This window comes from Rhizobium leguminosarum (assembly GCF_001679785.1).
GTDB lineage: Bacteria > Pseudomonadota > Alphaproteobacteria > Rhizobiales > Rhizobiaceae > Rhizobium > Rhizobium leguminosarum_R.
The window spans coordinates 345,176-370,822 of record NZ_CP016289.1; the positions used below are offsets into that span (position 1 = coordinate 345,176).

A 25,647-nucleotide genomic window follows, 5' to 3' on the forward strand; every position below is an offset into this window, starting at 1 on the left:
CTGGCACCGTAAAGTTAACCGACGGCTGATGAAGATGTGCGTACATGGGCCATGTCAGAAGTTGCTCGTGATCCGCTTTATCGTCGCCACCGCTTTCCCGCTGAGATCATTGCGCACGCGGTATGGCTCTACTTTCGCTTTCCGCTCAGCCTGCGCATGGTTGAGGACATGCTGGCGGCCCGCGGCATCATCGTCACACATCAGACCATTCGAAGCTGGGCGGAGAAATTCGGACGGCATTTCGCCCGGGAGATCAAGCGACGGTCAGCCGGCTGCCTGGGCGACAAATGTTGGGGTGGACGGCCCCCGAACGGCATCGAAATGTGCCAGAGTGAGCTGTTAACGATCTCAAACGAAGGAGCCGTCCGTGGATCAGATTATCCGTATTGGCATGGATACGTCAAAGCACGTCTTTCAATTGCATGGTGTGAACGCCGCCGAGCGGCCGATCCTGCGCAAGAAGATGCGCCGCAAGGAGATGGTGGATTTCTTTGCGACATGCCCACCGACCGTGATTGCGATCGAAGCCTGTGCCGCTTCGCATCACTGGGCGCGGTTGCTGACAGGGTTCGGACATGAGGTAAAGCTGATCGCGCCACAACTGGCGAAGCCCTACGTCAAGCGCGGCAAGAATGATGCGGCCGATGCCGAAGCGCTATGCGAGGCGATGAGCCGCCCGACGATGCGGTTCGTTCCGGTAAAGAGTGCGGATCAGCAAGCCGCGCTGATGCTGGTGGGCATGCGCGAGCGCGCTGTCGCCGCACAGACGCAGCTTGCCAATACGATTCGTGGCTATGCAGCTGAGTTCGGGCTGACCGCAGCCAAAGGCATGTCTCATCTTCCGCTCCTTCTGGAACGCATCATGATTGATGAAAGCATTCCGGCTGTGGCGCGTGAGCTGTTCGCGTCTCTCGTTGAGGAATTTGCGCAGTTGGGTGAGCGCCTGAAAGAGGTGGAGGCAAAACTGATGGCTTGGTATCGCAACAATGAATGTTGTCGCCGTCTTGCAAAGATCCCTGGTGTCGGACCAATCGGCGCGGTCTTGCTGGTGATGAAAGCGCCGGCACCGGAACAGTTCAGATCTGGAAGGCAGTTTGCCGCCTGGATGGGCCTGACGCCCAAGGATCATTCGACTGCTGGCAAAGTCAGGCTCGGTATCATTACGAGGGCCGGCGATGAGGCATTGCGCAAAACATTGGTCGTGGGTGCGACCTCGTTGCTTCGACAGGTGAGAGCGGGAAGAGGCAGGAACGCTTCGCTCTGGCTCATCGAGTTGCTCAAGCGCAAGGCCCCAAAACTCGCGGCTGTCGCGTTGGCCAACAAGATCGCCAGGATCGCCTGGAAAATGATGGTGACCGGCGAGGCTTACAAGGGCAATGCTGCGCGCCCGGCTCTGGCCTGCGCGGCGTGAAGAGATCAGTCGGTCACGGTGAGCAGGATACAGACGCTACCGTGCTGAGCTGATGCGTGAACTTGCAGGAAACGATTAGATGGTGTGATCGATCGATCCGAGACGCGGTACACTCCGTAGATGCCAGTGGCCCAACGAGGCCGATCAAGTGTTTGGAACCCACGTCGCGGAACCCATCTTGGCCAGCGTTCATGTGTGAACGCAACAAAAGGCCGGACATATGAACGCAAGAGATCCGATCAAATCATCAAAGAGTTCTTGCAAGGAGGGGGCCGTCCACATATGGCATCTCGACGAATGCGTGGTGGCCATCAATGGCAAGAAGCAGTGTATCCATCCGAGGTGGGCCGCAGGACTTAATGGGGTTCGCGTGGTAACGTCGGGTTCATGGAGATCGATGAGGACAAGATCGACGATGCCGTTTTGGCGCTGTTGTGGCTAACGCTGCATAACGAGCGTTGTGCCTGGAAGGGCTTTGACTGGGCAACGACGGATCGCTTGCATCAGAAGGGCATGATCGGCGACCCGGTGAACAAGTCGAAGTCGCTGGTGCTGACGGACGAGGGTCTGCGGCGGTCGGAGGAGCTGTTTCGGACGCTGTTTACGCGGCAACCGATATCGCCACCGCCTTGATCCTCTTCCATTCCCAAGGCAAGAGCTCACGCAGGCGGGAGACGGGAAGATCTGCGATGCGCGTCAGCACATCTGCGAGCCAAGCCTTCGGGTCGATGTCGTTGAGGCGGGCCGTCGTAATAAGGGTCAGCATGATGGCCGCCCGGTCGGCGCCCCGCTCGGATCCGGCGAAGCTCCAGTTTTTTCTTCCACATGCAACCCCGCGCAGGGCTCTTTCCGCCGCGTTATTCGTCATGCAGAGAGCTGGCTCGGTTTGTCTGAACAGTTCCGGGCGTTTTGCTAAGTGGATTTCCGCCTCGATTATGCTGCCACCATCATCGGCGTCAGCGCATTGAAGTAAGCCCGATCCGGCGTCTGCCGGTCAAGGGATGAATGTGGGCGTCGGGTGTTGTAAAAGCTCAGATATCGGCCGATGGCAGCGCGGGCCTCGGAAACGCTCTTGTAGGCGTGGAGATAGATCTCCTCGTATTTGATCGACCGCCAGAGCCGTTCGACGAAGACATTGTCTCGCCACGCGCCTTTGCCATCCATGGAGATGGCGATGTCGGCGTTCTTCAGAACGGCGGTGAAGTCGACGGAGGTGAACTGCGACCCCTGATCGGTGTTGAAGATGTCGGGCTTGCCATAGCGGGCAAGCGCTTCTTCGACCGCTTCTATGCAGAAGGCTGCTTCCATCGTGATCGACAGCCGCCACGATAGGACCTTCCGGCTGAACCAGTCCACGACAGCGCAGAGATAGACGAAGCCCCGTGCCATCGGAATGTAGGTCAGGTCCATCGCCCAGACCTGATTGGGTCTGGTGACCGCCAGCTTGCGAAGGAGATAGGGATAGACCTTGTGTCCTGGTGCCGGTTTCGAGGTGTTCGGGCGACGGTAAATCGCCTCGATGCCCATCTTCTTCATCAGGGTGGCGACGTGCAGCCGTCCGGTTTGCAGCCCTTCTGCCTTCAAAAGCCCTTGCAACATCCGGCTTCCGGCAAACGGGTAATCGAGATGCAGTTCGTCGATCCGGCGCATCAAAGCCAGATCGACGTCCGACACGGGACGTGGAGAATAATAGACGCTGCCACGGCTGAAGCCGAGAAGCTTCGCCTGGCGCACGACCGACAGTTTGTGCTCGCGGTCGATCATTTCTTTCCGCCCGGCAATCCCGCCTTTCCGAGCGCACCGGACAAAAAATCGTTCTCCAGCGTCAGTTCGCCGATCTTGGCGTGCAGCGTTTTGACATCGACGGTTGGACCCGCCGGCTCCGCCTTGGCTTCATCGCCGAAAACGCCCGTCGCCCCCTCAAGGAGCTGGTCTTTCCACTGCTTGATCTGATTGGCGTGCACGTCGAACTGCTGGGACAGTTCCACCAGCGTCTGTTCGCCCCTGATCGCGGCGAGCGCCACCTTTGCCTTGAAAGCCGGGCTATGGTTCCGGCGCGGTCGTCTCGTCATGGTATCTCCTGTTCCCGGCATCTAAGCCGAAGTCAGGCAGAAATTCCACTTATCCTGGCTGTTCAGATTTCCCGAGCCAGCTCTCTTTTAACTGGCTTGGCAAAGGGAGAGCTTGCGGCGTATGCGGCGCGCATAATCAAGGCCATGCTTTCGGCACCATCGGCGGATGGTCTCGTAGGAAACGACGATCCCGAAATCGAGCAGCATTTCCTCGACATCGCGCAGGCTCAGATTAAAGCGAAAGTAGAGCCAGACAGCACGGGCTACGATTTCGATCGGATAGCGGTGGTTCTTGTCGGTCGGTGCACTCACGGTCATGGGCGCGCTGCTACCTCAATTTCCTTACCGCAATCAATGTGACAGTACCAGCGCGGCAGCTTATTGACTGTTGACTGTCGTGAATAATGAGTCTATACGTCGCGACGGACGAAAAACGTCTTGCATATACAAACCCGTCAGGTGGCAATTATGGCACATTTTGAGAATCCGCGCATGGTCAAGGGATCCGACCGCCTTGTCTCGGCAAACTCCGGCATCACAGGGGCAACGCCCCCTATGTCCAAAATAGCGTCGGGTCGGTAACTGAAAATCCCGCACCGCACCATCACATGTGGTTCAACACCCAATTCCGTTAAAGGAGCAGCCCATGGCTACCGTGAAAGTCGATATTAATAATTTCCAGTCCGAAGTTCTGGAGTCCGCAGAACCCGTCGTCGTCGATTTCTGGGCTGAATGGTGCGGCCCGTGCAAGATGATTGCTCCGAGCCTCGAGGAAATCGCCGTCGAGATGGAAGGCAAGGTCAAGGTGGCCAAGCTGAATATCGATGAGAACCCGGAACTCGCTGCACAGTTCGGCGTGCTCTCCATTCCGACGCTTGCGATCTTCAAGGGCGGCGAAGTTGCCGATATCTCGGTTGGCGTAAAGTCGAAGACGGCCCTTTCGAACTGGATTTCGAACGCTGCCTGAGGCCCTGTCTTTATCGACGGCGTGGAGGCGGACATCGCGGGTGGTCAGCCGAATGGCGTGGCTGCCTTGCGGCGGACGGCTTTCGGGCGTGCGCAAGCAAGCATGCGGTTGAGGACGGCGCAGCCGATGGCGACTTCGGTCTGCTGACCAGGCAGCGACCTGGCCCGCATTTCATCGGGCCGTCACTGTTGATTGCGGCGATATGCCGGTTCCGTTGGCCGGGAGGTCTATCGTCGCTTGGCTCGACCGCGTTGGCGCGAGGCGGAATGACGATAGCCGCCGCCGCGCTATGATCGATGACTGCGTCGTATGTAGGTTTTCCATCATAGGCACCGTCGGCTGTGAACTGTACGATCGGACCGCCAATCTGGTCGAGGAGTGGCGCAACTTGAGAGACATCGAACGCCGACCGTCGAGCAACTTTGGAGGCAAAACCTCTTTGAAAGTGAAGTGGCGGTTGTCGCCGGCGCGACAGTTATCGGCGGTGACGGATATGACAATGTCCTCATCGCGATCGACCGGGACGGCGGCCATATCCTCTACCGTGAGCGTATGCCTGTGCCTGGCTCGATGTGGCAGCCGTGGCGGTCCTGGCTCGGGCAGAGCGGCGGCGCCAGTGCCTATTTCTTCGCCAATCCCGTTGTCGGGATCGGACCGGTCAGACTTACCCCGTTGATCTGCTACGAGCAGCTCATCGTCTGGCCGGTCCTGCAATCCATGCTCTCCGACCCCGAGATGATCGTTGCCGTTGGCAACGGCTGGTGGACGGCCGACACCAACATCGTCGCGATCCAGCGGGCCAGCGCCAGCGCCTGGGCGCGGCTGTTTTCCAAACCGTTTATCCTTTCCTTTAATACGTAAGTTCGGAGCCTCAAGATGCTCGACGCCGCCCTCATTTCGAAATGTACTGATCCTTCCCTCACCTCGGCTATCGCCGAGCAGTTTGTGGAAGCGGCCGGTTCCCCGGATCCGCTAGCAATTTCTGTCAAGTCGGGCGGCCGGCTGATCCTGGTGCCGAAGCCGACGACCGCGGACGAGGCGATGGAGATCATCCGCCAGAATGTCGGCCAGGCGGTCGTTCGCGCCGGGCTGACACAGATCCCGGTCGGCATCGGCGTGAAGGACGCTTCGGAACTGAAGCCTGATCTCGTTGACGCTTGCGAGAACCTGCGCATGGGAACGAAGCTGTTCGCCAAGGTCATGCGTATCGTCGCGAAGTGGTACGGCAATCCGACAGCAAAGGATGTTCTGCCGCAAATATTCGAGGATGCTGTCTATTCGTGGAAGACCGGCGAATTTGAGGGCGTACAGGTTTTTCTGGCGCCTGATCCGGACGGCGCGATGAAAATGGATAGAGTTGCGCCCGTTGAGAGAACACCCGTGGCCAATGAGGCTCGAGACGAGCCTGCCGTATCGCCAGATGCCGAGGAAAGCCGTGATGCCCAGTCAACTGGTATCAGGTTCGACCTCTCACGCATTGGTGGGCAAAAGTGAGAGCGGTTTCCCCCGCGGTGAACTGGCTTGTGAGCGCCGCACGGTATCGGCCCCGACCCACCAATATACAAAAACTAGTGCGAACCAGATACGCAATTTTAGTGTGATTCGGATGTGGGAAATTAGTGTGAATGACATACCGAAAACTAGTGCGATTCAAATACACAAAATTAGTGTGAGTAATACGCAGAAAAGTAGTGTAATCCTTATGCGGTAAATTAGTGCATCTCTATCCAGCAGCCATCGACAGGTTTTGTGCTACCGATGTGCATAAAGGTGGAGCGATCACAGGAGGATGGCATGGCGAAACCCAACGAACTGCTCGCAACATCGCTCTCGGAGCTGAGGGGTGTCACCCAGAATGGCACCAGGTCGGTCGTGAAGTCGGACGAGCTCAGCCGCGTCCATAGAGAGCGCTTGCAGGACAACGGCTTTCTCGAAGAGATCATGAAAGGCTGGCTGGCAGTCAATTCGAGGCCTTCCGCCAAGAATAGAATCGATGCCGCGTGGAGTACCGTGTACTGGGAATTTGTAACCCGATATCTGGATGACCGCTTCCCCAATGAATGGCGCCTCTCCGCGGAAGCATCGGTTGCTCTCTGGTCAGAAAATCACTCCATTCCGTCGCAGGCCATCGTCAGAAGCCCAAAGGCGAACAACCAGCTCGTGAAACTGCCAAGCGACACATCGCTCTATTTGCTGCGTTCGAAAGACAATGAACCGGCGGAGACGAAAGAGCGGTTGCGATTGATGCCGATGGAAGAGGCGGTCTGCAACCTGTCGCCGGAGTCCTGGAAAACATCAGCAACCGACGTCATTGCCGTTATCGGCTCGATCCGTGGAACCAGCTCGCTGCTGCAATATCTTCTTGATGGCGGACGCAGCCATGTGGGTGGCCGTGTCGCGGGAGCTCTGCGCCATCTAGGCAGGGAGCGCGACGCCGACACGATCATGAAAGCCCTGGACGCGGCCGGTTACAATCCCCACGAAGAGAACCCCTTCGATCCTGCGACCGAGCTGGTCAAACTCGATGTGCGGCGTGCTCAGGCTCCCTCCGCCACGCGCATCAAGAACCTCTGGGCGAGGATGAGGAAAGATGCGCTCGACAACATTGGATTCGAGCAACTGCGCATCAATGACCGCGACGGATACATCGCCCAGATCGACGAGCGCTATGTGGCGGACGCGCTGAACTCGCTTTCGATCGAGGGATATGAAGTGTCCGAAGATCTCATTCAGAGGGTCCAGGACGGAGCGTGGAAGCCGGACGAGGACGCACAGGACTACGAGACCAAAAACGCATTGGCCGCCAAGGGTTATCGACTGGCTTTCGAGGAAGTGCGCGACGATATCAAGAAAATCCTTGATGGCGCGCCGACCGGCAAACTGCTTGAAGAAAGGCATCAAGACTGGTTTCGCGCGATGTTCAGTCCTTCGGTCACCGCGGGTATCATCAAGGCGCATCAACTCGCCGGCTATCGTTCGCACAACGTCTACCTGCGCGGCTCTTCGCATGTCCCCCTGCCACCGCATGCCATTGCCGATGCAATGGACGCGTTGTTCGAATCCATCGAAGAGGAACCCGATCCGCGCGCGAAAGCCGTCGTCGCTCCGTTCCTGTTCACCTACATCCATCCGTTCCCCGACGGAAACGGCCGAACGGCACGCTTCATCATGAATGCTCTGCTGGCAGAGTGCGGAGTCCCCTGGACCGTCATACCGGTCGCGCGCGGGGACGAGTACATGGACGCCCTGGAACAGGCGAGCCAACTCGAAAACATCGTACCGCTGACGACGTTCGTATCCGAGCTCGTCAATGCGCCCCCTCCGGAGAGAGAGGCGAAGATTGCACGAAAAGCGTCGTAGGACGATTGCACGGTTTTGTCGCAAACTTTTTAAAAGGCCGCAGAAGCGGCCATCGCTGGACACAGTTATGCAGCGAGTGCGGCGAATTGCTGAAATGCCGATTGGCCACTGGTTGAAAATTGGCGCTTGCGGATCATGTGAGCCACCTCGATACCATCCAGTGTTGCGTATCCATCCGAGGTGGGCCGCAGGACTTAATGGGGTTCGCGTGGTAACGTCGGGTTCATGGAGATCGATGAGGACAAGATCGACGATGCCGTTTTGGCGCTGTTGTGGCTAACGCTGCATAACGAGCGTTGTGCCTGGAAGGGCTTTGACTGGGCAACGACGGATCGCTTGCATCAGAAGGGCATGATCGGCGACCCGGTGAACAAGTCGAAGTCGCTGGTGCTGACGGACGAGGGTCTGCGGCGGTCGGAGGAGCTGTTTCGGACGCTGTTTACGGGACGTGTTGCAGGGATCAGATTCTGTACGAGATAACCCCACCCTTGGGATTTTTCATACAACACGCCGGAATTCTGGACGGCCAAGTTCAGTCATCCGGTTGAGAACGTGGACGCCGATCTTGGCTTCTGTTTTCTGATTGTCGAAGTTCCTCGCTTTGAGTTTTGGCCCAATGACCGTCTTCCATCTACCCATCTGGGTCTCCACCCGGCTGCGCTGGTTATAGCCGGTGGATTTCTGCCAAGCCATCCGGCCCTTGTTTTCGATTTCGGCGATATGGCGGTCCCGTACCGTTGGATTGAACGCCGATTGCGGACTTTCAACTGCTGTCTTGGGAGGCGGGATAATGATCTCCACGATCTCGCCGAAGCGTGTCTCCAGAAGATCACGGGTCGGCGCTCCGTCATAGGCGCCATCAGCGATAAACTTGGCAACTGGGCCATCAATCTGATCCAGAAGACCTGGCAAAGCGGTCGGATCGCCAACATCATCCGTGGTTAGATCCGCGCAGACAATCTCACCACTAGCAAGATCAAGACCAATGTGAAGCTTGCGCCATCTTTTACGTTTCACCTTGATTGTGTGCTTGTTTTCCAGCCACTCGCCCTCACCGAAGACTTTTAACCCCGTGCTATCGACCACCAGATAAACAGGACCGGACGCTCTGGCTCCGGACTTTGTCGACGGCAACGCCAGCCCTTTGCTCCGGCGCGACAGGGTGGAGAAGTCAGGCACGGCAATATCGAACTCCATCAGCGCCGCAACGCTGCGCATCAGACCTTGGGTCTGGCGTAGCGCCAGCCCGTAGACGACGCGTAGGGTCAAGCACAATGTGATCGCCAGATCCGAGTATTTCGGCTGACCGCCCCGCGATCTCCGCCTCGGCGCCGTCCATAAAGCAAGGGCCTCATCACTCACCCACACGGTCAAATCACCACGTTGACGCAGGCTTTCATTATAGGCCGCCCAATTCGTCACCTTAAACTTCTGCTTGGCTATCTTGTCCCGTCGGTCGGCATTGAACTTATGCGGCATCATCAAAACCCCGATCAGGAGACTGAAAACCAAAGCCCAATATCAGTCGCCGGGTGATCCGCGCAACAACGCCGGTCTTGATCTTGCTAGCGGTGAGATTGTCTGCGCGGATCTAACCACGGATGATGTTGGCGATCCGACCGCTTTGCCAGGTCTTCTGGATCAGATTGATGGCCCAGTTGCCAAGTTTATCGCTGATGGCGCCTATGACGGAGCGCCGACCCGTGATCTTCTGGAGACACGCTTCGGCGAGATCGTGGAGATCATTATCCCGCCTCCCAAGACAGCAGTTGAAAGTCCGCAATCGGCGTTCAATCCAACGGTACGGGACCGCCATATCGCCGAAATCGAAAACAAGGGCCGGATGGCTTGGCAGAAATCCACCGGCTATAACCAGCGCAGCCGGGTGGAGACCCAGATGGGTAGATGGAAGACGGTCATTGGGCCAAAACTCAAAGCGAGGAACTTCGACAATCAGAAAACAGAAGCCAAGATCGGCGTCCACGTTCTCAACCGGATGACTGAACTTGGCCGTCCAGAATTCCGGCGTGTTGTATGAAAAATCCCAAGGGTGGGGTTATCTCGTACAGAATCTGATCCCTGCAACACGTCCAAGCTGAACCGCTAATCCCAGTCGCGCCGGGGCCGGCTTGCCGTTCACAAATTCAATATCCGAATAGCTCAAGCTCCAGCGCCCGATCAAATCCTCTCGCGAAATATGCAAACCCGTCACTCCAATCCCTAAAATTGGAGCAGACTGTCATTCCCCAGCAAAGCAGTCGTCAATTAGCGAGACAATGTTCCCACAACGTTCTTCAACTTGGCCAAAATCCCAGCTTCGAGCCGACAGGGCCAAATAGGCCATTGACTTCTAGTATTAATAGAATGGTAATGGAGGCGCTCGCTGAGGTTGAAATTGACCCGCCAATAAACAATTTGAGGAGAGAGCTATGGCTTCGCCAATTCATGCAACTGATGATAGTGCAACATTTAAAGAAACCGACGTTATTTCTGGAAATCTGCTTTCCAACGATTCATCCGACAACGGCCACCTTTTCCTGGGCGCCTTCGATGGCGCGAGCGTTGGCGCCAAGGCCGGCAACGGTATTGTCACGTTAACTGGGTTGCGGTTGCCTGCCTGACGGGTTGGGCGTAGATTTCGGCGATGCAGACACGAGACATCAGCTTCAAGCGTCACCGTTTTCCGCCACGGATCGTTTCTCACGCGGTCTGGCTTTATTTGCGGTTCAACCTTAGCTCGACTTTGTACATTATGCGGCGAAGCAAAGGGCCTCGGCCATTCGGAACAGACGGCTGGGAGGTATTTTATGCATGTCCGGGTTTGACGGGCAGTGTCGATAAAGATCATCGCTCCACAGAACGAGGCGCACTGCGCCGATCGCGTCTGAGAATGTGAATTCTGTTTTCTTGTACCATGCGGCTGCATAGGGCTGCGTGTTTTGGCCGAGGAGATCACCGGCCCACAGTGTCACGAGACTATAGAGCGCCAGGAGCGAAGGCGTCGTGCGCATGATGGCGTTATCATTCCACTGGCGTTGGGTCTCCACCCCAAGATGAGCGCGTGTCTCGCCGAACGTCACTTCAATTTGCCAGCGTCGAACAAAGAAGGCGATGATCTTGGTCGGGTCAAGGTCGGTATTGGTGCTCATAAACGCCTGGGGTTCCCGGCGGCCTTTCGGGTCTCGAACCAGCACCCAGCGAATTGGCCTTGGCGGCGTTCCCCGTCGATACCACAAGCCAGTACCTGACGTGATATCGAGGCATTTATCGGTTTGTCGGCCATACCAGATTGACGCGATGACGCGCTGCCAGGAGGTCCTGGGGTTGTTAAGCACCGACCTGAGTTTGGGCAATGGCATGCCTTTTTGTGCAGGCCGCCCAAGAGTGTGTTCGTGTCGCTGATCTGGCGGAGCAAAGAGACTGGCATCAAGGCGCAGGCGTGTGATGAGAGTGGCCCGGTCGGGCAGTGCCGCGGCGTTGTTGCGCGGATCACCCGGCGACTGATATTGGGCTTTGGTTTTCAGTCTCCTGATCGGGGTTTTGATGATGCCGCATAAGTTCAATGCCGACCGACGGGACAAGATAGCCAAGCAGAAGTTTAAGGTGACGAATTGGGCGGCCTATAATGAAAGCCTGCGTCAACGTGGTGATTTGACCGTGTGGGTGAGTGATGAGGCCCTTGCTTTATGGACGGCGCCGAGGCGGAGATCGCGGGGCGGTCAGCCGAAATACTCGGATCTGGCGATCACATTGTGCTTGACCCTACGCGTCGTCTACGGGCTGGCGCTACGCCAGACCCAAGGTCTGATGCGCAGCGTTGCGGCGCTGATGGAGTTCGATATTGCCGTGCCTGACTTCTCCACCCTGTCGCGCCGGAGCAAAGGGCTGGCGTTGCCGTCGACAAAGTCCGGAGCCAGAGCGTCCGGTCCTGTTTATCTGGTGGTCGATAGCACGGGGTTAAAAGTCTTCGGTGAGGGCGAGTGGCTGGAAAACAAGCACACAATCAAGGTGAAACGTAAAAGATGGCGCAAGCTTCACATTGGTCTTGATCTTGCTAGTGGTGAGATTGTCTGCGCGGATCTAACCACGGATGATGTTGGCGATCCGACCGCTTTGCCAGGTCTTCTGGATCAGATTGATGGCCCAGTTGCCAAGTTTATCGCTGATGGCGCCTATGACGGAGCGCCGACCCGTGATCTTCTGGAGACACGCTTCGGCGAGATCGTGGAGATCATTATCCCGCCTCCCAAGACAGCAGTTGAAAGTCCGCAATCGGCGTTCAATCCAACGGTACGGGACCGCCATATCGCCGAAATCGAAAACAAGGGCCGGATGGCTTGGCAGAAATCCACCGGCTATAACCAGCGCAGCCGGGTGGAGACCCAGATGGGTAGATGGAAGACGGTCATTGGGCCAAAACTCAAAGCGAGGAACTTCGACAATCAGAAAACAGAAGCCAAGATCGGCGTCCACGTTCTCAACCGGATGACTGAACTTGGCCGTCCAGAATTGCGGCGTGTTGTATGAAAAATCCCAAGGGTGGGGTTATCTCGTACAGAATCTGATCCCTGCAACACGTCCGCTGCGCGCCATCGGCCTCGTCCGATCCGTGCGCCGGCTTCGCCACCACATAGGCGACGAGCCGCTGGTCGCCGGCGCGGTCCTGGCGCGCCACCACCACCGCATCGCCGACAAGCTCGTGCTCGCAAAGCCGTGTGGCGATCTCGCCCGGCTCGATGCGGAAGCCGCGGATCTTCACCTGGTCGTCGTTGCGGCCCAAAAACTCCAGATTGCCGTCCGGCAGATAACGCCCAAGGTCGCCGCTCCGGTACAGACGGTCGCCCTCCACAAACGGACTGGCGATGAACCGCTCCGCCGTCAGCTCCGGACGGTTGAGGTAGCCACGCGCCACCCCCGCCCCGCCGATGTAAAGCTCACCCACCGCCCCGAACGGCACCGGCGCACCATGACCGTCCAGCAGATACAACCGCGTGTTCGCAATCGGACGGCCGATCGGGACGACTGACCCATCAAAATCAGCCGGGCAATTCCAGGCCGTCACGTCGATAGCAGCTTCCGTGGGACCATATAGATTGTGCAGGCCAGTCCAAGGCAATACGCGGCGAACCTTGTGCGCAAGGGAGGCAGCAAGTGCCTCGCCACTGCACACGAGACGCTGCAGTGATGTGCAGCGATCAACGCTCTTCGCCTCCATAAAGCTGACCAGCATGGATGGTACAAAGTGCGCAGTGGTGATGCGATGACTGATTATAAGGTTTACAAGGGCATCGGGGTCTTTGTGTGCAGCCGGAGGCGCCAGTACCAGGGTCGCCCCCTCAAGCAACGTCCAGAAGAATTCCCAGGCCGAGACGTCGAAGCCAAATGGCGTCTTCTGCAAGACGACATCAGTCGCATTAAGAGCGTAGGCTTTCTGCATCCAGATTAGGCGATTGAGAATAGCCCGATGCTCATTCTGTGCCCCCTTTGGGGTTCCGGTGGAGCCTGAGGTGTAGATGACATAGGCGAGATGGCGCGGGCCCAGGCCAAGGGCGCGCGGGTCCGGGTTCGAGGCCGGCAGTTCGGCCCAGGCCGGGGTGGCCGTCTCCAGATCGACCACCGTCAGATCGACAAGCGCCTCGGGGCCGAGTGCGGCGCGTCCGGCGGCATCGCAAAGCAGCCGCCGCGGTGCGGCATCCTCGACAATCTGCCGCAGCCGCGCCGACGGATAGGCCGGATCCAGCGGCAGATAGGCGCCGCCCGCCTTGAGGATCGCCAAAAGACCCACCACCATCGCCGGGCTGCGCTCCAGGCAGATCGCCACCGGCTGATCCGGCCTGACCCCAAGGGCGATCAGATGATGGGCCAGCCGGTTGGCCCGCGCGTTGAGCTCGCCATAGCTTAGCTCTTCGTCCTCATGGACGAGGGCGACGGCTTCGGGTGCGCGCCGGACCTGTTGCTCGAACAGCTCATGGATGCACCGCTCCGACGGATAGGCCGCCGCCGTCCGGTTCAGATCCTCCAGCAGATAGGTGCGCTCCTCAGCCGGAAGAATGTTGAGGTCGCGCACCGGCTGCCCGGCATCGGCCGTCACACCATATAACAAAGTTTGCAAATGCTGCGTCATACGGTCGATCTGCTCCGGTGCTAATCGACTTGCATCAAAATGCCATCGAAAGCTCCCATCCTGAGTGCAAACCTCAAACGTCAGCAAATCGCCGGATGGGGCTGACCCAGCACTTTGGCTTGTCGTCAGATCGCCAGCTACAGAACAGCTGTCTGTCGTGATTGTGATGCCAATCGGCCAGGGCTGGTGCGACCGTAGCGCCTCCACACCTCGCAATGTCGGGCAGCGCGCGATAAGATCCCGGGCAAAGCTAGCGTGCTTGCTCAGCTGAGCGCATTCGGCCGCCACCGCTTTGCGCACTTCTTCAAAATCATGTGCAAGGTCGATGGTAACTTCCATCGGCACGACAGAGGCGATAAGCACCTCCATCGCTTTCAAACCGGCTTGCGATCGATCCGATTCAGGCGTCCATCCCAGTTGAAGCTCTGTTTCTCCGGTGATGCGGGCGAGATAGATCAGCCAAGCCGTTACCAAGTATTCCGTGCGATCATTTGGCGACAGCTTAGCCAAAGCACTTGCCATGAACCACGAACTCGACTGCCGTTTGGGCGGCGCCTCAGCCACGCACGACGACAGGAAAGGAAACTGCAATATTCTAAGCTGCTCTAGCCGCTGTCGCCAAAAATCCTCTGAAGGCGCCAGCAATTCATGGGCCGCAGTTATGCTCCGCGCCTCATCGTCGCTCAAAATTGGAAGGCGACCACCTTCATCCAGATTGGAGTGCCTGGCGAGGGCTCGCGCGTCCAGCGCCTGACCATCGGAGCTGCCAAAGCAAACATCGACATCCTGTGTACCCGTCGCCACCCTCCAGTGGCTGGAGTGGATTTCAAGCAGAGAACCTGCCGGGAGGCCCGAGCGTTGAGGCAGCACCTCCAAGCGCCTGACTATGACCACCTCATCGCCTACGAGAGCCTTGGGCAGACCCAATGGATTGAGATGATATGGGCCCAAGTTCAAGGCACGCGTCATCGCTGACAGATCTTCCGCCGGCCGATCCCATCGCAGACAGCCTGCCGCATCCGGGCGCCGACGTCTCGGAAAGTAACTTCTGCTTACCAGCGCCTGCGGATAGGCAGTAAGCTCTCCCTTTGCCAAGCCAGTTAAAAGCTCGCGGAAGCCCTCGATCGCGGCTTCATCACATTTAAGGTTCAGGGTCAAAGCCGTATCGGCCGGCGCAATCAGCACTTGGAGCTGAACCACGACGTCACCCGTATCAACACCATCATCGATCCGATGCCACGTGATGGCATATTCGATCTCCTGCGCCAGCAGCGCCCAGGACGTCGCGTGCGTTCCCGCATATCGTGGCAACGGACCGTCGTGGTAATTGAAAGCACCTTGACGCACTTGCCCAAACACGTCCGGTGGCAATATGAACGGATTGGCAACGGAGAAAAGCCAATCTACCGGTTCGGCCTGCAAAAAAGACGAGAGCTCTTCAACGCTCCCTACACACGGGATCTTGGCGCGAGTCGCCCACTCTGCGAATATGACGTCGCCGGAGAGGGCCGCACCAATGACGTGGCCCATCTCAATTGCCAGCTGAGCGCAGCGGATAGCGAGCGTACCACTTCCAACAACGACACTGGAGGAGATCGATCGCGCCGCAGGATCCATGCCTTGATCGCCTGGTTGGCAGGCACTCCCGCGCGTCGGAGATGTCTGATATGTCATACTTGCGTCCTGATGGTTTTATATCGCTATGGCATCTGTATTCCGTCAGGACGGCATAGAGCCGCTCTTCAGGATCGTCAACAGTCAATAAGCTGCCGCGCCGATAAATTTACCGGCCCCATCGGAAGGCGTTGTTGCGTGGATCACCCGTCGACTGATATTGAGCGGTGGTTTTCAGTCTCAAGTTTTCAGTCTCCTGATGTGGATTTCGACGATGCCGCACACGTTCAATGCCGATCGGCGGGACAAGATTGCCAAGCAGAAATATCAAGTGACGAATTGGCCGGCATATAATGAAAGCCTGCGTCAACGTGGTGATTTGACCATCTGGGTGAAGGATGAGGCCCTGTCTTTATGGACGGCGCGGAGGCGGAGATCGCGGGGTGGTCAGCCGAAATACTCGGATCTGGCGATTACGTTGTGCTTGACCCTGCGCGTCGTCTACGGGCTGGCGCTACGCCAGACCCAAGGCTTGATGCGCAGTGTCGCGGCGCTGATGGGGTTCGATATTGCCGTGCCTGACTTCTCAACCCTGTCTCGCCGGAGCAAAGGGCTGGCGTTGCCGTCGACAAAGTCCCGAGCCACAACATCAGGTCCGGTCCATCTGGTTGTCGACAGCACCGGCTTGAAGGTCTTCGGCGAGGGCGAGTGGCTGGAAAACAAGCACAAAACCAAGACCAAACGCAAAAGATGGCGCAAACTGCACCTTGGTCTCAATCTTGTCAGTGGTGAGATTGTTTGTTCCGATCTGACCGTGGATGATGTCGGCGATCCGACAGCGTTACCAGGACTTCTGGACCAGATCGGTGGCGCCGTCGAGAAGTTCATTGCCGACGGCGCCTATGATGGAACGCCAACCCGAGATCTTCTGGCGACACGCTTTGGTGAGATCGTGGAGGTCATTATCCCACCTCCCAAGACTGCCGTTGCCAGCCCTCAATCGGTGCTGGTTCCATCTGTCCGCGATCGCCATATTGCAGAAATCCAGACCAAAGGGCGGATGGCATGGCAGAAATCCGCCGGCGACAACAAGCGCAGTCGCGCTGATCAGATGGGTCGATGGAAGGCTGTGATCGGGGGACGTGTTGCAGGGATCAGATTCTGTACGAGATAACCCCACCCTTGGGATTTTTCATACAACACGCCGGAATTCTGGACGGCCAAGTTCAGTCATCCGGTTGAGAACGTGGACGCCGATCTTGGCTTCTGTTTTCTGATTGTCGAAGTTCCTCGCTTTGAGTTTTGGCCCAATGACCGTCTTCCATCTACCCATCTGGGTCTCCACCCGGCTGCGCTGGTTATAGCCGGTGGATTTCTGCCAAGCCATCCGGCCCTTGTTTTCGATTTCGGCGATATGGCGGTCCCGTACCGTTGGATTGAACGCCGATTGCGGACTTTCAACTGCTGTCTTGGGAGGCGGGATAATGATCTCCACGATCTCGCCGAAGCGTGTCTCCAGAAGATCACGGGTCGGCGCTCCGTCATAGGCGCCATCAGCGATAAACTTGGCAACTGGGCCATCAATCTGATCCAGAAGACCTGGCAAAGCGGTCGGATCGCCAACATCATCCGTGGTTAGATCCGCGCAGACAATCTCACCACTAGCAAGATCAAGACCAATGTGAAGCTTGCGCCATCTTTTACGTTTCACCTTGATTGTGTGCTTGTTTTCCAGCCACTCGCCCTCACCGAAGACTTTTAACCCCGTGCTATCGACCACCAGATAAACAGGACCGGACGCTCTGGCTCCGGACTTTGTCGACGGCAACGCCAGCCCTTTGCTCCGGCGCGACAGGGTGGAGAAGTCAGGCACGGCAATATCGAACTCCATCAGCGCCGCAACGCTGCGCATCAGACCTTGGGTCTGGCGTAGCGCCAGCCCGTAGACGACGCGTAGGGTCAAGCACAATGTGATCGCCAGATCCGAGTATTTCGGCTGACCGCCCCGCGATCTCCGCCTCGGCGCCGTCCATAAAGCAAGGGCCTCATCACTCACCCACACGGTCAAATCACCACGTTGACGCAGGCTTTCATTATAGGCCGCCCAATTCGTCACCTTAAACTTCTGCTTGGCTATCTTGTCCCGTCGGTCGGCATTGAACTTATGCGGCATCATCAAAACCCCGATCAGGAGACTGAAAACCAAAGCCCAATATCAGTCGCCGGGTGATCCGCGCAACAACGCCGACCGCCATCGTTCTTGCCTCTTTGCGAGCTTGATTTCCTTTTCGGTCTCACGTTGTTTCTCATTCAGAAAATCGACGATCATGCGGTCGTTTGGCAAATGTCTATTCCTCAAAATAGCTTGGCCGCCAAGCTGAGTTCGCTCTTAACTGAGCAGACGTAATCTAATCATCTAGCTAATAAAAAAATATAACCAAATCATGCTCTTGGAGGGTTGACCGCGGTCAACGCTCCAAGACAATCGTTCTAGTCAGCAATACCCGTACATGAACGATCACGTCCTATTTCTACGCGAGTCCGATTGCCTGAGAAGCTGGAGCTGCCGCGAGTGCTATGATGCGACTTCCCCGCTCAAAGCCAAACATTCTTTACCGCTTTGATAGCGCCAATCACGGGGCAGATATGGTCCATACCATCCGCGCAACGCGGTGACCTCGATCTGGGATCTGAACGTGTCCTTCGGCGCTGTTGCTAACGATCCAGCTTACAACTGTATCGATCTTCTGGCGTTAACTCGAACGTTCCATAAAGCGACATGGTTCCCGGTCGGCCCGAGGCACATTGGGAGAAGCACACTTGCAAGAAACAACGTCATTTCAGTAAGTTACGGTGATGACCGCGGTCAACGCGTTGGGCACTTGTTAGCATACCGAACGGAAAACCAAGAGAAGTCAGGCATTTCGAGTGAACGGAGTTCTGCGCGTCATTGAAAGGATGACCAGATTATTTCCTTTGAACAGTTTTTGCTTCAAAAGATTGGACACTAAATTTCCACCTAACGAGCCTGAAAACGAGCTGCCATGCAACGCGCCAAAATTGTCCGGACCCAGCACCCCGTTGGCCATGGTGGATTCCACACCGGGTTGATTACGACAACTGAAATCTCAGCTCCTCATATCTCTTCGGCGAGTGATAGTCCGACCGGCGCCTTCAAGTATGTTTATGATTGCGGATCCGAGCAAAGCGAGGCCTTCAATGCGGAGCTCGCCCTTTACCGTGAGCAATCAGGTGGTTCGACGGACCTCCTCTTCGTGTCCCATCTCCACGCCGATCATATCAACGGGATTGACCGGTTACAGGGGATGGCGCCCGCCCGAAAAGTGGTCGTGCCCTATTTCGATGTCATAGAGCGTTTGCTCTTCGTCCTTTCCGACTTCGAGCGAGGGGCAACGTCGCGCTCTTCCCTGGACTACTTTGCGGATCCGGCGGCGTGGTGGCTTGGTCGCGGTGCACAGGAGGTCATCTTTCTGCAACAGGGCGAGCCCGACGACATACCTCCGCCCCGTCCACCGGAGCCGGACGCGCCACTCGATGATCCAAGAGCGCGACGCATCCTGGGCTTGGAGGACAGGGACAAAGCGAAGCGCCCCGCAAGTCGATTGAATGATCATCTCAAACCGCCTCATGGAGAGGACGTCGAAGGACTTGCTCCGGCTGGCTTGACAAGCCCCAAACAAAACACCGCTCTGCTTGCGGCATCCGGATCATATTTTCAGCTCGAGTGGCGGAACTTCGGCGGAGAGCCCTGGCACAGGGCTGACTGGATTCTCCTGCCCTATGTCCACCCCGTCGACGACCCACGCGCAAGCGCTTCGTAAAAGACTTAAGGGCCGCAATAGGTGCTCGCCGATCTCGCAAAGCCGATCTAACAGCGACGCTTCTTTCACGGCTGAGCTCGATGGAGAAAGTAAAAGAGCTCGTCGCGATCTATCAGCGCCATTTTCCTGGCGGGCATAACGCAATATCGATGTCACTTTACTCTGGGCCGCTCGCCCAAAAGTCCCGATCAGTTGCGCCCGGCCGACCCTCGAACAGTTGGACGAACCCGATGGGCTATGAGGACAACTATGGACCTTACCTCTGGCGAGACGACGGAATAGGGTGGCTGGGCACGGGAGACGCCGCGCTCTTGCAGGACAAATGCCGAGAGCCTTGGCGTGAATTTTACGAACCGTTCGGCGATAGCGTTACAATAATGACGCTTCCTCACCACGGATCGGCGCACAATTTCCATCCGGATATTTTGACCTTCGCCGCGGTTCGCTATGCGCTTGCAACAACCGTCGAAGCTCGTAACCGCGTCGCTCGCATGCGGGAAACTCTTGGTTTCGTTGAGACCCGACGAATTCGCACCCATGTGGTCGACGACCTGCGCCACAGCCGATTCCGCGTCACATGTGAGCGCTCGATGCCTTAGTGCAAGCCCTGTTAGAGAGATCGCCCAGACCAGGTCGACGTCGGAGCCTTCAGTTCGCAGAGACTAATATTTCCAATCGGTTCGATAGTTGACCGCGGTCAACTCACCTCGCAGCGCAAGTGAGAACGCGGGGCAGGAGCTCCTTCGAAAAAGTGATCTCACCTTTGGCCAACCGGCGACATCCAAGAGACCTAATCCACTGAAAGATGTTCAGATCACCCCGCCCTGAGATGCGTTTCGTTGTTCGCTTTAAGGGCAGCCATTAGCATCGGACCGATAGAAAACTCATCGCGGTCTGCACGTCGCGTGAGATCGCGCAGATACGCTCCGGCCGAGTTGATCAGGTTGGCTCGCTCGAGGATACAGGCCATGGCCACCGCCGCATTTTCCGGCCCCATTACCTCGCATGCCTCTTGGTAGGCCGAAGGGCTTACACCGAGCATTGATCTGATCACCACCGCGGCCGACATGAGTTCGCGCCAACTGTCGACCGAGCCACCGGGAGCATAGTCCGAGACTTGCGGGCAAGCTTTCAACACGATCGAAAGCGGGAACGTTTTCAGCGGCTCCTTCGATGCCTCAGTTTTTCTCGGCTTTGCGCCCGGCTCTTTTTCAGAGCTTGGTTCAAGTTCAGGAATGGATTCTGGTTTTGAATTCTGTATGTGGCGCTCAATATGGGCATCATTGCTGCTATCATTTCCAGAATTATCATTGATTTCGAGCAGGTTGAGTATTTCCTGTTTCAACATCTCCATCTCATCGAGTATGTCGACCAATTCACCGGCCGTGGGCGTCCTGGGCAACCGCCCGACAAGGCTAATATAGGCGTGTTCGATGGCTTGCCAGTTTCCCTCGGCACCTTCCTCCATCGCAGCTGAAATGAGTTTTCGGGTGTCACGCCGGCAAATCGTCAGCTTTTCTTTAGCTTTACGATAGGCCGCGCGTGCCGCAATGACGTCCTGCGCAAGCATAGCAAGCTCTTCGGAGCGCAGGAGGAGAGGGGACAAGTCGAAGCCGAAGGCCTCTTCGACATCACCGGCCTGGTCCTTCCTCGAAAAGCGCTTGCCGTTGGCGCTATCACGCCGGACAATAAGTCCCGCCTCAACAAGTACGGCGAGGTGCCGTCTCAAAGTCGATCCTGGCATTGAGTGCGCGCGCAAAGACAATTGCAAATTAGATGGAAAAACGATTAGCTGGGCATCTTCACGCAATTCGTTCTCCGGATAGAAACTCAGGAGAGCATCAAGAACAGCCAGGCTGCTCGATTGGATCCGGAGCGCTTCCATTGCTGCGGACGCGTCTCTGAAAATCTTCCATTTGTCAGCGGTTTTGCCGGTCCGAATTTGCTTCGTCGCCTGTTGCCGTCTCACCAGGGCGAGCGTCATCGGCCGCCGCCCAAAGGGCGTCGTCACACTTTCCGTATGCATCGTCTTTCACCTTTAAGCAGGCAAAAGAAATTCGTTCGCCGAAACGGCGCCTAGACTCTTGACGATGAATCCCGGAAATGCGATTCTATCTTTGCTACGAGATAGGGGCTTCCGAGGCGGCGACGTTTTGGGGCCTCTTTTCTTTTGCGGTTTACGCTTCCTTCTCGCGTTGAATCATTGCGCGGCGATCCTCAAAGAGGGCCACCGCATCGTTTAACAAGAATGCTGCGAAATCAGCCGCTTCTGTCCGATCGATCGTAATTTCGAGCTTGGTCTTGCTCTGCTTTACATGGGCCAGACGCTCCCCGGATGTAGCTGACAGCACGTCCGGCAAACGTACGGCGCGGCGCGGCTTGAGCTTTGAAACGACCGCCTTGAAGCGATCTTGCGACGCCATGCGCTGCATCTCCTCGCTCCGAACGATATCGATGGCATCCTGGCTGGACGACTTTTGAACGAGTTCCGCCAACTCTTGCCAACTGCGTCGACCAACGCCTGGAGCCGGTCCAATAGCGTCAATCAAGTCCGCCGGAAGTTGGTCGATAATGCCAAACATGCGAGAAATCTCTGCCTTGTCCAACGACATGGAAGAAATGATGACCTCACGCGGGAAACGCTCCTTGAGGTAGTGGGCAAACCGAGACTTCTCGATGTAGGATAGATCCTCGCGCTCGTTATTTTCCTGCCCCTGAGCAATGACTAGCTCTTCATCGGTCAGGTTCCGAACGATTGCTTTGACCTGCTGGCCGAGGTCTTGGACCGCACGCAAGCGGCGATGGCCAAAAGCGACCTGATACCGGCCTGCATCTGTTGGGTGAGGGCGAACGAGGATCGGCACTTGCTGACCCTGGTCGCGGATAGATGCGAGAAGACCGGTGATGTCGCCCGGCATGCGATCACGCACGAAGGATGGTTCCACCAAAGCGGGATCGAGCTCGATAACGGCTTGCCCTTCAGAAAGTCGCCGCTCGATTTCATCCGCACGGGCCTGGCGAGCCTTCTCCTCACGCATCGAGCTCGCGACCTGGCCGACTAGCTTGTTGTCAGATGCCGGTGCCTTGGTCGGCGTGTCTGCGTCAACCTGGATGAGGTTTAGGAGGTTCTTTCTACTCATGTCGGTCTACCCCAAGCTTTTTTGATGAGCGTCTCGATTTCGTCATTCACGCTATTCATGGACTCAAGGGCCCGGTCATAAGTACTGCGGGTGAATTGACCCCGCTCGACTTCGTAGAGGGTTTGGTTGGTCAGCCCCGCATCAGAGACCGCCGTCGATTTCAACATCGGAAAATTCAATACGTGTGCGCCAAAAATGGAGCGAAGATATCCCACCATCTGGTTCTGAGGGCCGTCTGACGGTTCAAACCTGGTGATAAGATAGCGAAGCCAGGCAAAATCAACGTTTCCGCCGGCGGCGGCGACTTCACGGAGCAGGTCGGCGACCATAGCCAAAAATTGGTTCATCGACATGACGTCCAGCATCTGAGGATGAACCGTGACGAGAACCGATGTTGCTGCGGTGAGGGCAGAGAGCGTCAGGTAGCCGAGTTGCGGGGGGCAATCGATAATCACGACGTCATAGCCAGCGCTGACCTCGTCGATCGCATCGCTGACACGCTGGAAGAACATGACGTCGCCGACTTTGCGGGTCATGAGCGCGCGCGGCGTGTCGTGCTCGAATTCCATAAGTTCGAGGTTGCCGGGAACGAGGTCCAAGCCTGGAATATACGTCTTGCGGACGAGGTCCTTGAGTGATCGACGCTGATCGTCGTAGCGGATTGCCCCGTACATCGTCTCGTTGTCTTTGACATCGAGTTCCGGCTGATGTCCGTAGAGGGCTGATAGGCTGGCCTGCGGGTCGAGATCTACAGCAAGCACTCTATAACCGCGCAGCGCGAGATATTGAGCAAGGTGCGCAGATGTCGTTGTTTTGCCGGATCCACCTTTGAAATTCATGACGGAAATGGTCTGCAGCTCCTCACCATCCCGTCGATGAGGCAAGTACCGGCGATCGGCTCGTCCTACCTTGTCGAGATGACGGCGGATCCTATCGATATCCTCAACGGAGTACGAGCGGCGACCGCCCGGTGTCGTGCTGACCTCGAGGCCATCGATATCGTTTGAGATCTGACGAAGGTAGACTTCCTTCACGCCAACTAGCTTTGCAGCTTCCGATGGCTGAAAATGCCTTATACCCTTTTGCGCTGTTGGCGGAAACGTGCTCACATGGTGGGCCTGAAGCTGGACGGCGAGCGCCGACGAGTGCCTCTCGATGAGGCTCACCAAAGTCTCGCGTGGTTGTGTTGTGGCTTCAGCCTTGGTTTTCATGTCTAGTCCAAAAATCGGTAACAGCGCTTTGTTGCGGCGAAACCCACTATCGTCCGCTGTTGCAATAAGACCCGATTCTGAGTGTTCGGCAAGCTATTTAAGGTTAACAGACTCTTAACGCTTCTGCGCTGATCCTGGGAGATGGAAGGGAATCTCCTTGTAAAGAGGGCATTTAGGCCTAGCACGCGCTGTAATGACTACCGACTCGTAGATTAAAAAAAGAGTCGAAAACCCTTATGCATCGCACGGAGAGGGCTGTGTGGCACCTCACGGCCGGCATCGCCGAGGCTCACGATGCCAAATCTGTGACGGGGCGAGACCTACGCTCCCTTCACCAACTCGTTCGAGAAATTCTCGCCGTCGAGGCCAGGCGACCGGAAATCTTTGCACGCAAGCAACAACTGGAAGCGGGTCAACCCGATAGCCAGCCAACAGCCCGCGCGCAACACGAAGGTGTCACCTAAATCATTCGTGCGGCGCGACTGCTCCATGGCCTCTGGTAGGGGGACACCGCGATTGGCGGCCTCAGTAGGGTATCCCGACCGTAAGCCGTGCGCAGAGAACTCCCTAGTGTCCAACCCAGCGATCTCAGCCCTTTGCTTGAGGATCGCATTGACCGACTGCGGATCGAGCGCCCGGCGCGCAACGGTCCCCCACCGCCCGATCGCCCGAAACACGCTCCCGCTCTCAATTTTCGCCGCCGTCATCATCCATGCGTTCAATGCCTCCACCGGCCGGCCGGTCAGATAGACGACATCGCCCTGTTCGCCGGAGGTGGTTTTGGTGCGGCCGAGATGGATGGCGAGAGAGGGGAGGGGGGCGCCATTTTCGATCGGGATCGGCGGCTCGACGGTCAGTTGCTCGCGGCGCAGCCCGGCGATCTCGCTGCGCCTCCGGCCGCCGGAGGCAAACGCGACCATCAGGATTGCCCGGTCCCGCAGATCGCGCAGGCTGTCGGTTGTGCGCAGGTCGCGCAGGTCGCCAGCAGCCTTGCAAGGACATCCCCGGTGACCGCCTTGGCGCTCTTGCGGCGACGCGTCCTAGGGACGGCGCGCACGGCAAGGCGAATGGCGGATTTCAGGGCAGGGGAGGTGAAGGCGCCGTCGAGGCCGCGCCACTTGCTCAGCGTCGACCGGTTCGCCAGCCGCCGGCGCACCGTCGCCGGCGCGTGCGGGCCGACCGACTTGAGAAACCCCTGGCGCCGAAGGTTCTCGTCGACGGCTACAGGCATGCCGTGATCGGGATCCGTCTCGCGGCGCTGTGGGTCCCAGAGGTGATGGGCGACGAATTTTAAAAGCAGCGCTTCGGGCGCCGGCCAGGGCAGAGATTGTCCGGTGGCTGCCATGCCCCAGGCCTCGAGATAGGCGAGGTCCGAGGTCAGCGCCCGCAATGTGTTGTCGCCCATACCCTGGTTGACGAGATGGCGCAGGGTCTCGACGTCGTGGTCGGTCAAGAGTTCGGCGAGCTTGTCGCGACGCTCGATCGGCAGGACGGCGGCAAGGTGTCGAGCTCTTCGGCGCGGCGCTCCACCGCGGTTGCTGATTTCTTGGCTTTGGCCACGGACGCTCCAAAATCGCGGGTTTCGCCGGCCGCTAGGACCGTGACTTGCTACGATTCTTTCTGTGTCAGCACTCCTAATCGAGTGGATTCTATCTCGCTGATTTCTTTGAACAAGGCATGTTCCTAATTTATCGGACTCGCCCTAATTCCCCGGATCTTCTCCTCAATCAGAATGCTGTCGTGGCTCTGTAACGATCTGCCATCATTCTGGCCGCCGAGGCAATCGATACCAAGTTCCACTCGCACCTTGAAGGGACGAGGTGGCCTGCTGCCGGTTTATCGGACACGAGGTTAAGCTAATCCCACCTTTGTTTCAAAGTCATTGGGGCTGAGATAGCCCAGTGTC

The 25,647-nt window shown here is 57.3% G+C and carries 18 protein-coding genes and 10 pseudogenes; 15 read left to right on the plus strand and 13 right to left on the minus strand.

Translation table 11 applies throughout. The features are described from left to right. Window positions 1-51: 51 nt before the first annotated feature. The 3 genes and pseudogenes from BA011_RS45500 to BA011_RS33170 all read left to right on the plus strand — a co-directional run. A pseudogene (locus BA011_RS45500) lies at window positions 52-267 on the plus strand (IS6 family transposase); the annotation flags it as partial. 100 nt (window positions 268-367) lie between these two features. Further along, window positions 368-1,411 carry an IS110 family transposase gene (locus BA011_RS33165; RefSeq protein ID WP_065283984.1) on the plus strand — a complete coding sequence of 348 codons (1,044 nt, stop codon included), beginning with the start codon at window positions 368-370 and terminating at the stop codon, window positions 1,409-1,411. A 387-nt stretch (window positions 1,412-1,798) separates the two neighbouring features. Next, window positions 1,799-2,044, plus strand: a complete 246-nt coding sequence (locus BA011_RS33170) for a DUF6429 family protein (protein ID WP_041365332.1) — start codon at window positions 1,799-1,801, stop codon at window positions 2,042-2,044. Here the strand turns inward: BA011_RS33170 and BA011_RS33175 are convergent. The 3 genes and pseudogenes from BA011_RS33175 to BA011_RS33190 all read right to left on the minus strand — a co-directional run. After that, window positions 2,013-2,285, minus strand: a pseudogene (locus BA011_RS33175) (transposase domain-containing protein); the annotation flags it as partial. The gene BA011_RS33170 and the pseudogene BA011_RS33175 overlap by 32 nt on opposite strands. A 59-nt stretch (window positions 2,286-2,344) precedes the next feature. After that, window positions 2,345-3,483, minus strand: a protein-coding gene (locus tag BA011_RS33180) for an IS3 family transposase (protein WP_186806533.1) whose coding sequence is annotated in 2 segments (ribosomal slippage) — window positions 2,345-3,225 and window positions 3,225-3,483 — 1,140 coding nt in all. Because the reading frame shifts where the segments join, the coding sequence is not laid out codon by codon here. 111 nt (window positions 3,484-3,594) lie between these two features. After that, window positions 3,595-3,801 (minus strand): annotated as a pseudogene (locus BA011_RS33190) (IS6 family transposase); the annotation flags it as partial. A 328-nt stretch (window positions 3,802-4,129) separates the two neighbouring features. Between BA011_RS33190 and trxA the strand changes: the two are divergent. After that, window positions 4,130-4,450 carry a thioredoxin gene (gene trxA / locus BA011_RS33195; RefSeq protein WP_062945460.1) on the plus strand — a complete coding sequence of 107 codons (321 nt, stop codon included), beginning with the start codon at window positions 4,130-4,132 and terminating at the stop codon, window positions 4,448-4,450. A 44-nt stretch (window positions 4,451-4,494) separates the two neighbouring features. Here trxA and BA011_RS33200 read toward each other — a convergent pair. Continuing rightward, a pseudogene (locus BA011_RS33200) lies at window positions 4,495-4,880 on the minus strand (IS5/IS1182 family transposase); the annotation flags it as partial. On the opposite strand from BA011_RS33200, the pseudogene BA011_RS33205 reads away from it, so the two are divergent. The 3 genes and pseudogenes from BA011_RS33205 to BA011_RS33215 form a co-directional block, all read left to right on the plus strand. Further along, window positions 4,853-5,311: pseudogene (locus BA011_RS33205) on the plus strand (nitrilase-related carbon-nitrogen hydrolase); the annotation flags it as partial. The pseudogenes BA011_RS33200 and BA011_RS33205 sit on opposite strands and share 28 nt — an antisense overlap. 15 nt (window positions 5,312-5,326) lie before the next feature. Then, complete coding sequence (locus BA011_RS33210; protein WP_065282983.1) at window positions 5,327-5,944, plus strand: TraH family protein; 618 nt, start codon at window positions 5,327-5,329, stop codon at window positions 5,942-5,944. A gap of 417 nt (window positions 5,945-6,361) precedes the next feature. After that, window positions 6,362-7,810 carry a Fic family protein gene (locus BA011_RS33215; protein WP_237352791.1) on the plus strand — a complete coding sequence of 483 codons (1,449 nt, stop codon included), beginning with the start codon at window positions 6,362-6,364 and terminating at the stop codon, window positions 7,808-7,810. Window positions 7,811-7,875: 65 nt separating this feature from the next. Here the strand turns inward: BA011_RS33215 and BA011_RS45505 are convergent. Next, window positions 7,876-7,977: pseudogene (locus tag BA011_RS45505) on the minus strand (IS6 family transposase); the annotation flags it as partial. Window positions 7,978-8,035: 58 nt separating this feature from the next. Between BA011_RS45505 and BA011_RS33220 the strand changes: the two are divergent. Further along, a complete protein-coding gene (locus tag BA011_RS33220; protein ID WP_065283989.1) occupies window positions 8,036-8,290 on the plus strand; it encodes a DUF6429 family protein in 255 nt (84 codons plus the stop codon). Window positions 8,291-8,308: 18 nt separating this feature from the next. Here BA011_RS33220 and BA011_RS33225 read toward each other — a convergent pair whose 3' ends face one another. Next, a complete protein-coding gene (locus BA011_RS33225; protein ID WP_065284172.1) occupies window positions 8,309-9,289 on the minus strand; it encodes an IS5 family transposase in 981 nt (326 codons plus the stop codon). 73 nt (window positions 9,290-9,362) lie between these two features. Here BA011_RS33225 and BA011_RS33230 point away from each other — a divergent pair. The 3 pseudogenes from BA011_RS33230 to BA011_RS45510 all read left to right on the plus strand — a co-directional run. After that, window positions 9,363-9,848, plus strand: a pseudogene (locus BA011_RS33230) (transposase); the annotation flags it as partial. Between the two features lie 391 nt (window positions 9,849-10,239). Continuing rightward, window positions 10,240-10,404: pseudogene (locus tag BA011_RS33235) on the plus strand (autoaggregation protein); the annotation flags it as partial. Between the two features lie 50 nt (window positions 10,405-10,454). Then, window positions 10,455-10,547 (plus strand): annotated as a pseudogene (locus tag BA011_RS45510) (IS6 family transposase); the annotation flags it as partial. 13 nt (window positions 10,548-10,560) lie between these two features. Here BA011_RS45510 and BA011_RS45515 read toward each other — a convergent pair. Beyond that, window positions 10,561-10,959, minus strand: a complete 399-nt coding sequence (locus BA011_RS45515) for a hypothetical protein (protein WP_237352812.1) — start codon at window positions 10,957-10,959, stop codon at window positions 10,561-10,563. Window positions 10,960-11,356: 397 nt separating this feature from the next. Between BA011_RS45515 and BA011_RS33245 the strand changes: the two genes are divergently transcribed. Next, window positions 11,357-12,337 (plus strand): IS5 family transposase, encoded by a 981-nt coding sequence (locus BA011_RS33245; protein WP_065284169.1) that lies wholly within the window; start codon window positions 11,357-11,359, stop codon window positions 12,335-12,337. On the opposite strand, the gene BA011_RS33250 is transcribed toward BA011_RS33245, so the two are convergent. Continuing rightward, the gene (locus BA011_RS33250; RefSeq protein ID WP_186806608.1) at window positions 12,288-15,551 is read right to left on the minus strand and encodes an amino acid adenylation domain-containing protein; all 3,264 of its coding nucleotides are present in this window, start codon (window positions 15,549-15,551) and stop codon (window positions 12,288-12,290) included. The genes BA011_RS33245 and BA011_RS33250 overlap by 50 nt on opposite strands. A 271-nt stretch (window positions 15,552-15,822) precedes the next feature. Here BA011_RS33250 and BA011_RS33255 point away from each other — a divergent pair, with 271 nt between their 5' ends. Continuing rightward, a complete protein-coding gene (locus BA011_RS33255) occupies window positions 15,823-16,722 on the plus strand; it encodes an IS5 family transposase (RefSeq protein ID WP_237352792.1) in 900 nt (299 codons plus the stop codon). 18 nt (window positions 16,723-16,740) lie between these two features. Here BA011_RS33255 and BA011_RS33260 read toward each other — a convergent pair whose 3' ends face one another. Beyond that, window positions 16,741-17,721: an IS5 family transposase gene (locus BA011_RS33260; RefSeq protein WP_065284172.1), complete on the minus strand. Its 981-nt coding sequence runs from the start codon at window positions 17,719-17,721 to the stop codon at window positions 16,741-16,743. An 871-nt stretch (window positions 17,722-18,592) separates the two neighbouring features. Here BA011_RS33260 and BA011_RS33265 point away from each other — a divergent pair. Further along, complete coding sequence (locus BA011_RS33265) at window positions 18,593-19,390, plus strand: MBL fold metallo-hydrolase (protein WP_065283992.1); 798 nt, start codon at window positions 18,593-18,595, stop codon at window positions 19,388-19,390. A gap of 80 nt (window positions 19,391-19,470) precedes the next feature. Continuing rightward, entirely contained in the window at window positions 19,471-19,989 is a 519-nt protein-coding gene (locus BA011_RS43020) for a hypothetical protein (RefSeq protein WP_151343705.1), read from the plus strand. 215 nt (window positions 19,990-20,204) lie between these two features. Here BA011_RS43020 and repC read toward each other — a convergent pair whose 3' ends face one another. The 4 genes and pseudogenes from repC to BA011_RS33285 form a co-directional block, all read right to left on the minus strand. Further along, complete coding sequence (gene repC, locus BA011_RS33270) at window positions 20,205-21,416, minus strand: plasmid replication protein RepC (RefSeq protein ID WP_065283993.1); 1,212 nt, start codon at window positions 21,414-21,416, stop codon at window positions 20,205-20,207. 151 nt (window positions 21,417-21,567) lie between these two features. Continuing rightward, complete coding sequence (repB, locus tag BA011_RS33275) at window positions 21,568-22,530, minus strand: plasmid partitioning protein RepB (RefSeq protein ID WP_065283994.1); 963 nt, start codon at window positions 22,528-22,530, stop codon at window positions 21,568-21,570. Beyond that, window positions 22,527-23,741 carry a plasmid partitioning protein RepA gene (gene repA, locus BA011_RS33280; protein ID WP_065283995.1) on the minus strand — a complete coding sequence of 405 codons (1,215 nt, stop codon included), beginning with the start codon at window positions 23,739-23,741 and terminating at the stop codon, window positions 22,527-22,529. Before repA ends, repB begins: the two co-directional genes overlap by 4 nt. 476 nt (window positions 23,742-24,217) lie before the next feature. Further along, window positions 24,218-25,301, minus strand: a pseudogene (locus BA011_RS33285) (tyrosine-type recombinase/integrase); the annotation flags it as partial. Window positions 25,302-25,647: the final 346 nt, after the last annotated feature.

Excerpts from the sequence above, each read along its gene's own strand:
- BA011_RS33245 (WP_065284169.1), top strand. The coding sequence starts at position 11,357 with ATGCCGCATAAGTTCAATGCCGACCGACGGGACAAGATAGCCAAGCAG.
- BA011_RS45515 (WP_237352812.1), bottom strand. The coding sequence starts at position 10,959 with ATGAGCACCAATACCGACCTTGACCCGACCAAGATCATCGCCTTCTTT.
- BA011_RS33220 (WP_065283989.1), top strand. The coding sequence starts at position 8,036 with ATGGAGATCGATGAGGACAAGATCGACGATGCCGTTTTGGCGCTGTTG.
- repC (WP_065283993.1), bottom strand. The coding sequence starts at position 21,416 with ATGCATACGGAAAGTGTGACGACGCCCTTTGGGCGGCGGCCGATGACG.
- BA011_RS33225 (WP_065284172.1), bottom strand. The coding sequence starts at position 9,289 with ATGCCGCATAAGTTCAATGCCGACCGACGGGACAAGATAGCCAAGCAG.
- BA011_RS33265 (WP_065283992.1), top strand. The coding sequence starts at position 18,593 with ATGCAACGCGCCAAAATTGTCCGGACCCAGCACCCCGTTGGCCATGGT.
- BA011_RS33170 (WP_041365332.1), top strand. The coding sequence starts at position 1,799 with ATGGAGATCGATGAGGACAAGATCGACGATGCCGTTTTGGCGCTGTTG.
- trxA (WP_062945460.1), top strand. The coding sequence starts at position 4,130 with ATGGCTACCGTGAAAGTCGATATTAATAATTTCCAGTCCGAAGTTCTG.
- BA011_RS33250 (WP_186806608.1), bottom strand. The coding sequence starts at position 15,551 with ATGGATCCTGCGGCGCGATCGATCTCCTCCAGTGTCGTTGTTGGAAGT.
- repA (WP_065283995.1), bottom strand. The coding sequence starts at position 23,741 with ATGAAAACCAAGGCTGAAGCCACAACACAACCACGCGAGACTTTGGTG.
- BA011_RS43020 (WP_151343705.1), top strand. The coding sequence starts at position 19,471 with ATGGAGAAAGTAAAAGAGCTCGTCGCGATCTATCAGCGCCATTTTCCT.
- BA011_RS33255 (WP_237352792.1), top strand. The coding sequence starts at position 15,823 with ATGCCGCACACGTTCAATGCCGATCGGCGGGACAAGATTGCCAAGCAG.
- BA011_RS33210 (WP_065282983.1), top strand. The coding sequence starts at position 5,327 with ATGCTCGACGCCGCCCTCATTTCGAAATGTACTGATCCTTCCCTCACC.
- BA011_RS33260 (WP_065284172.1), bottom strand. The coding sequence starts at position 17,721 with ATGCCGCATAAGTTCAATGCCGACCGACGGGACAAGATAGCCAAGCAG.
- repB (WP_065283994.1), bottom strand. The coding sequence starts at position 22,530 with ATGAGTAGAAAGAACCTCCTAAACCTCATCCAGGTTGACGCAGACACG.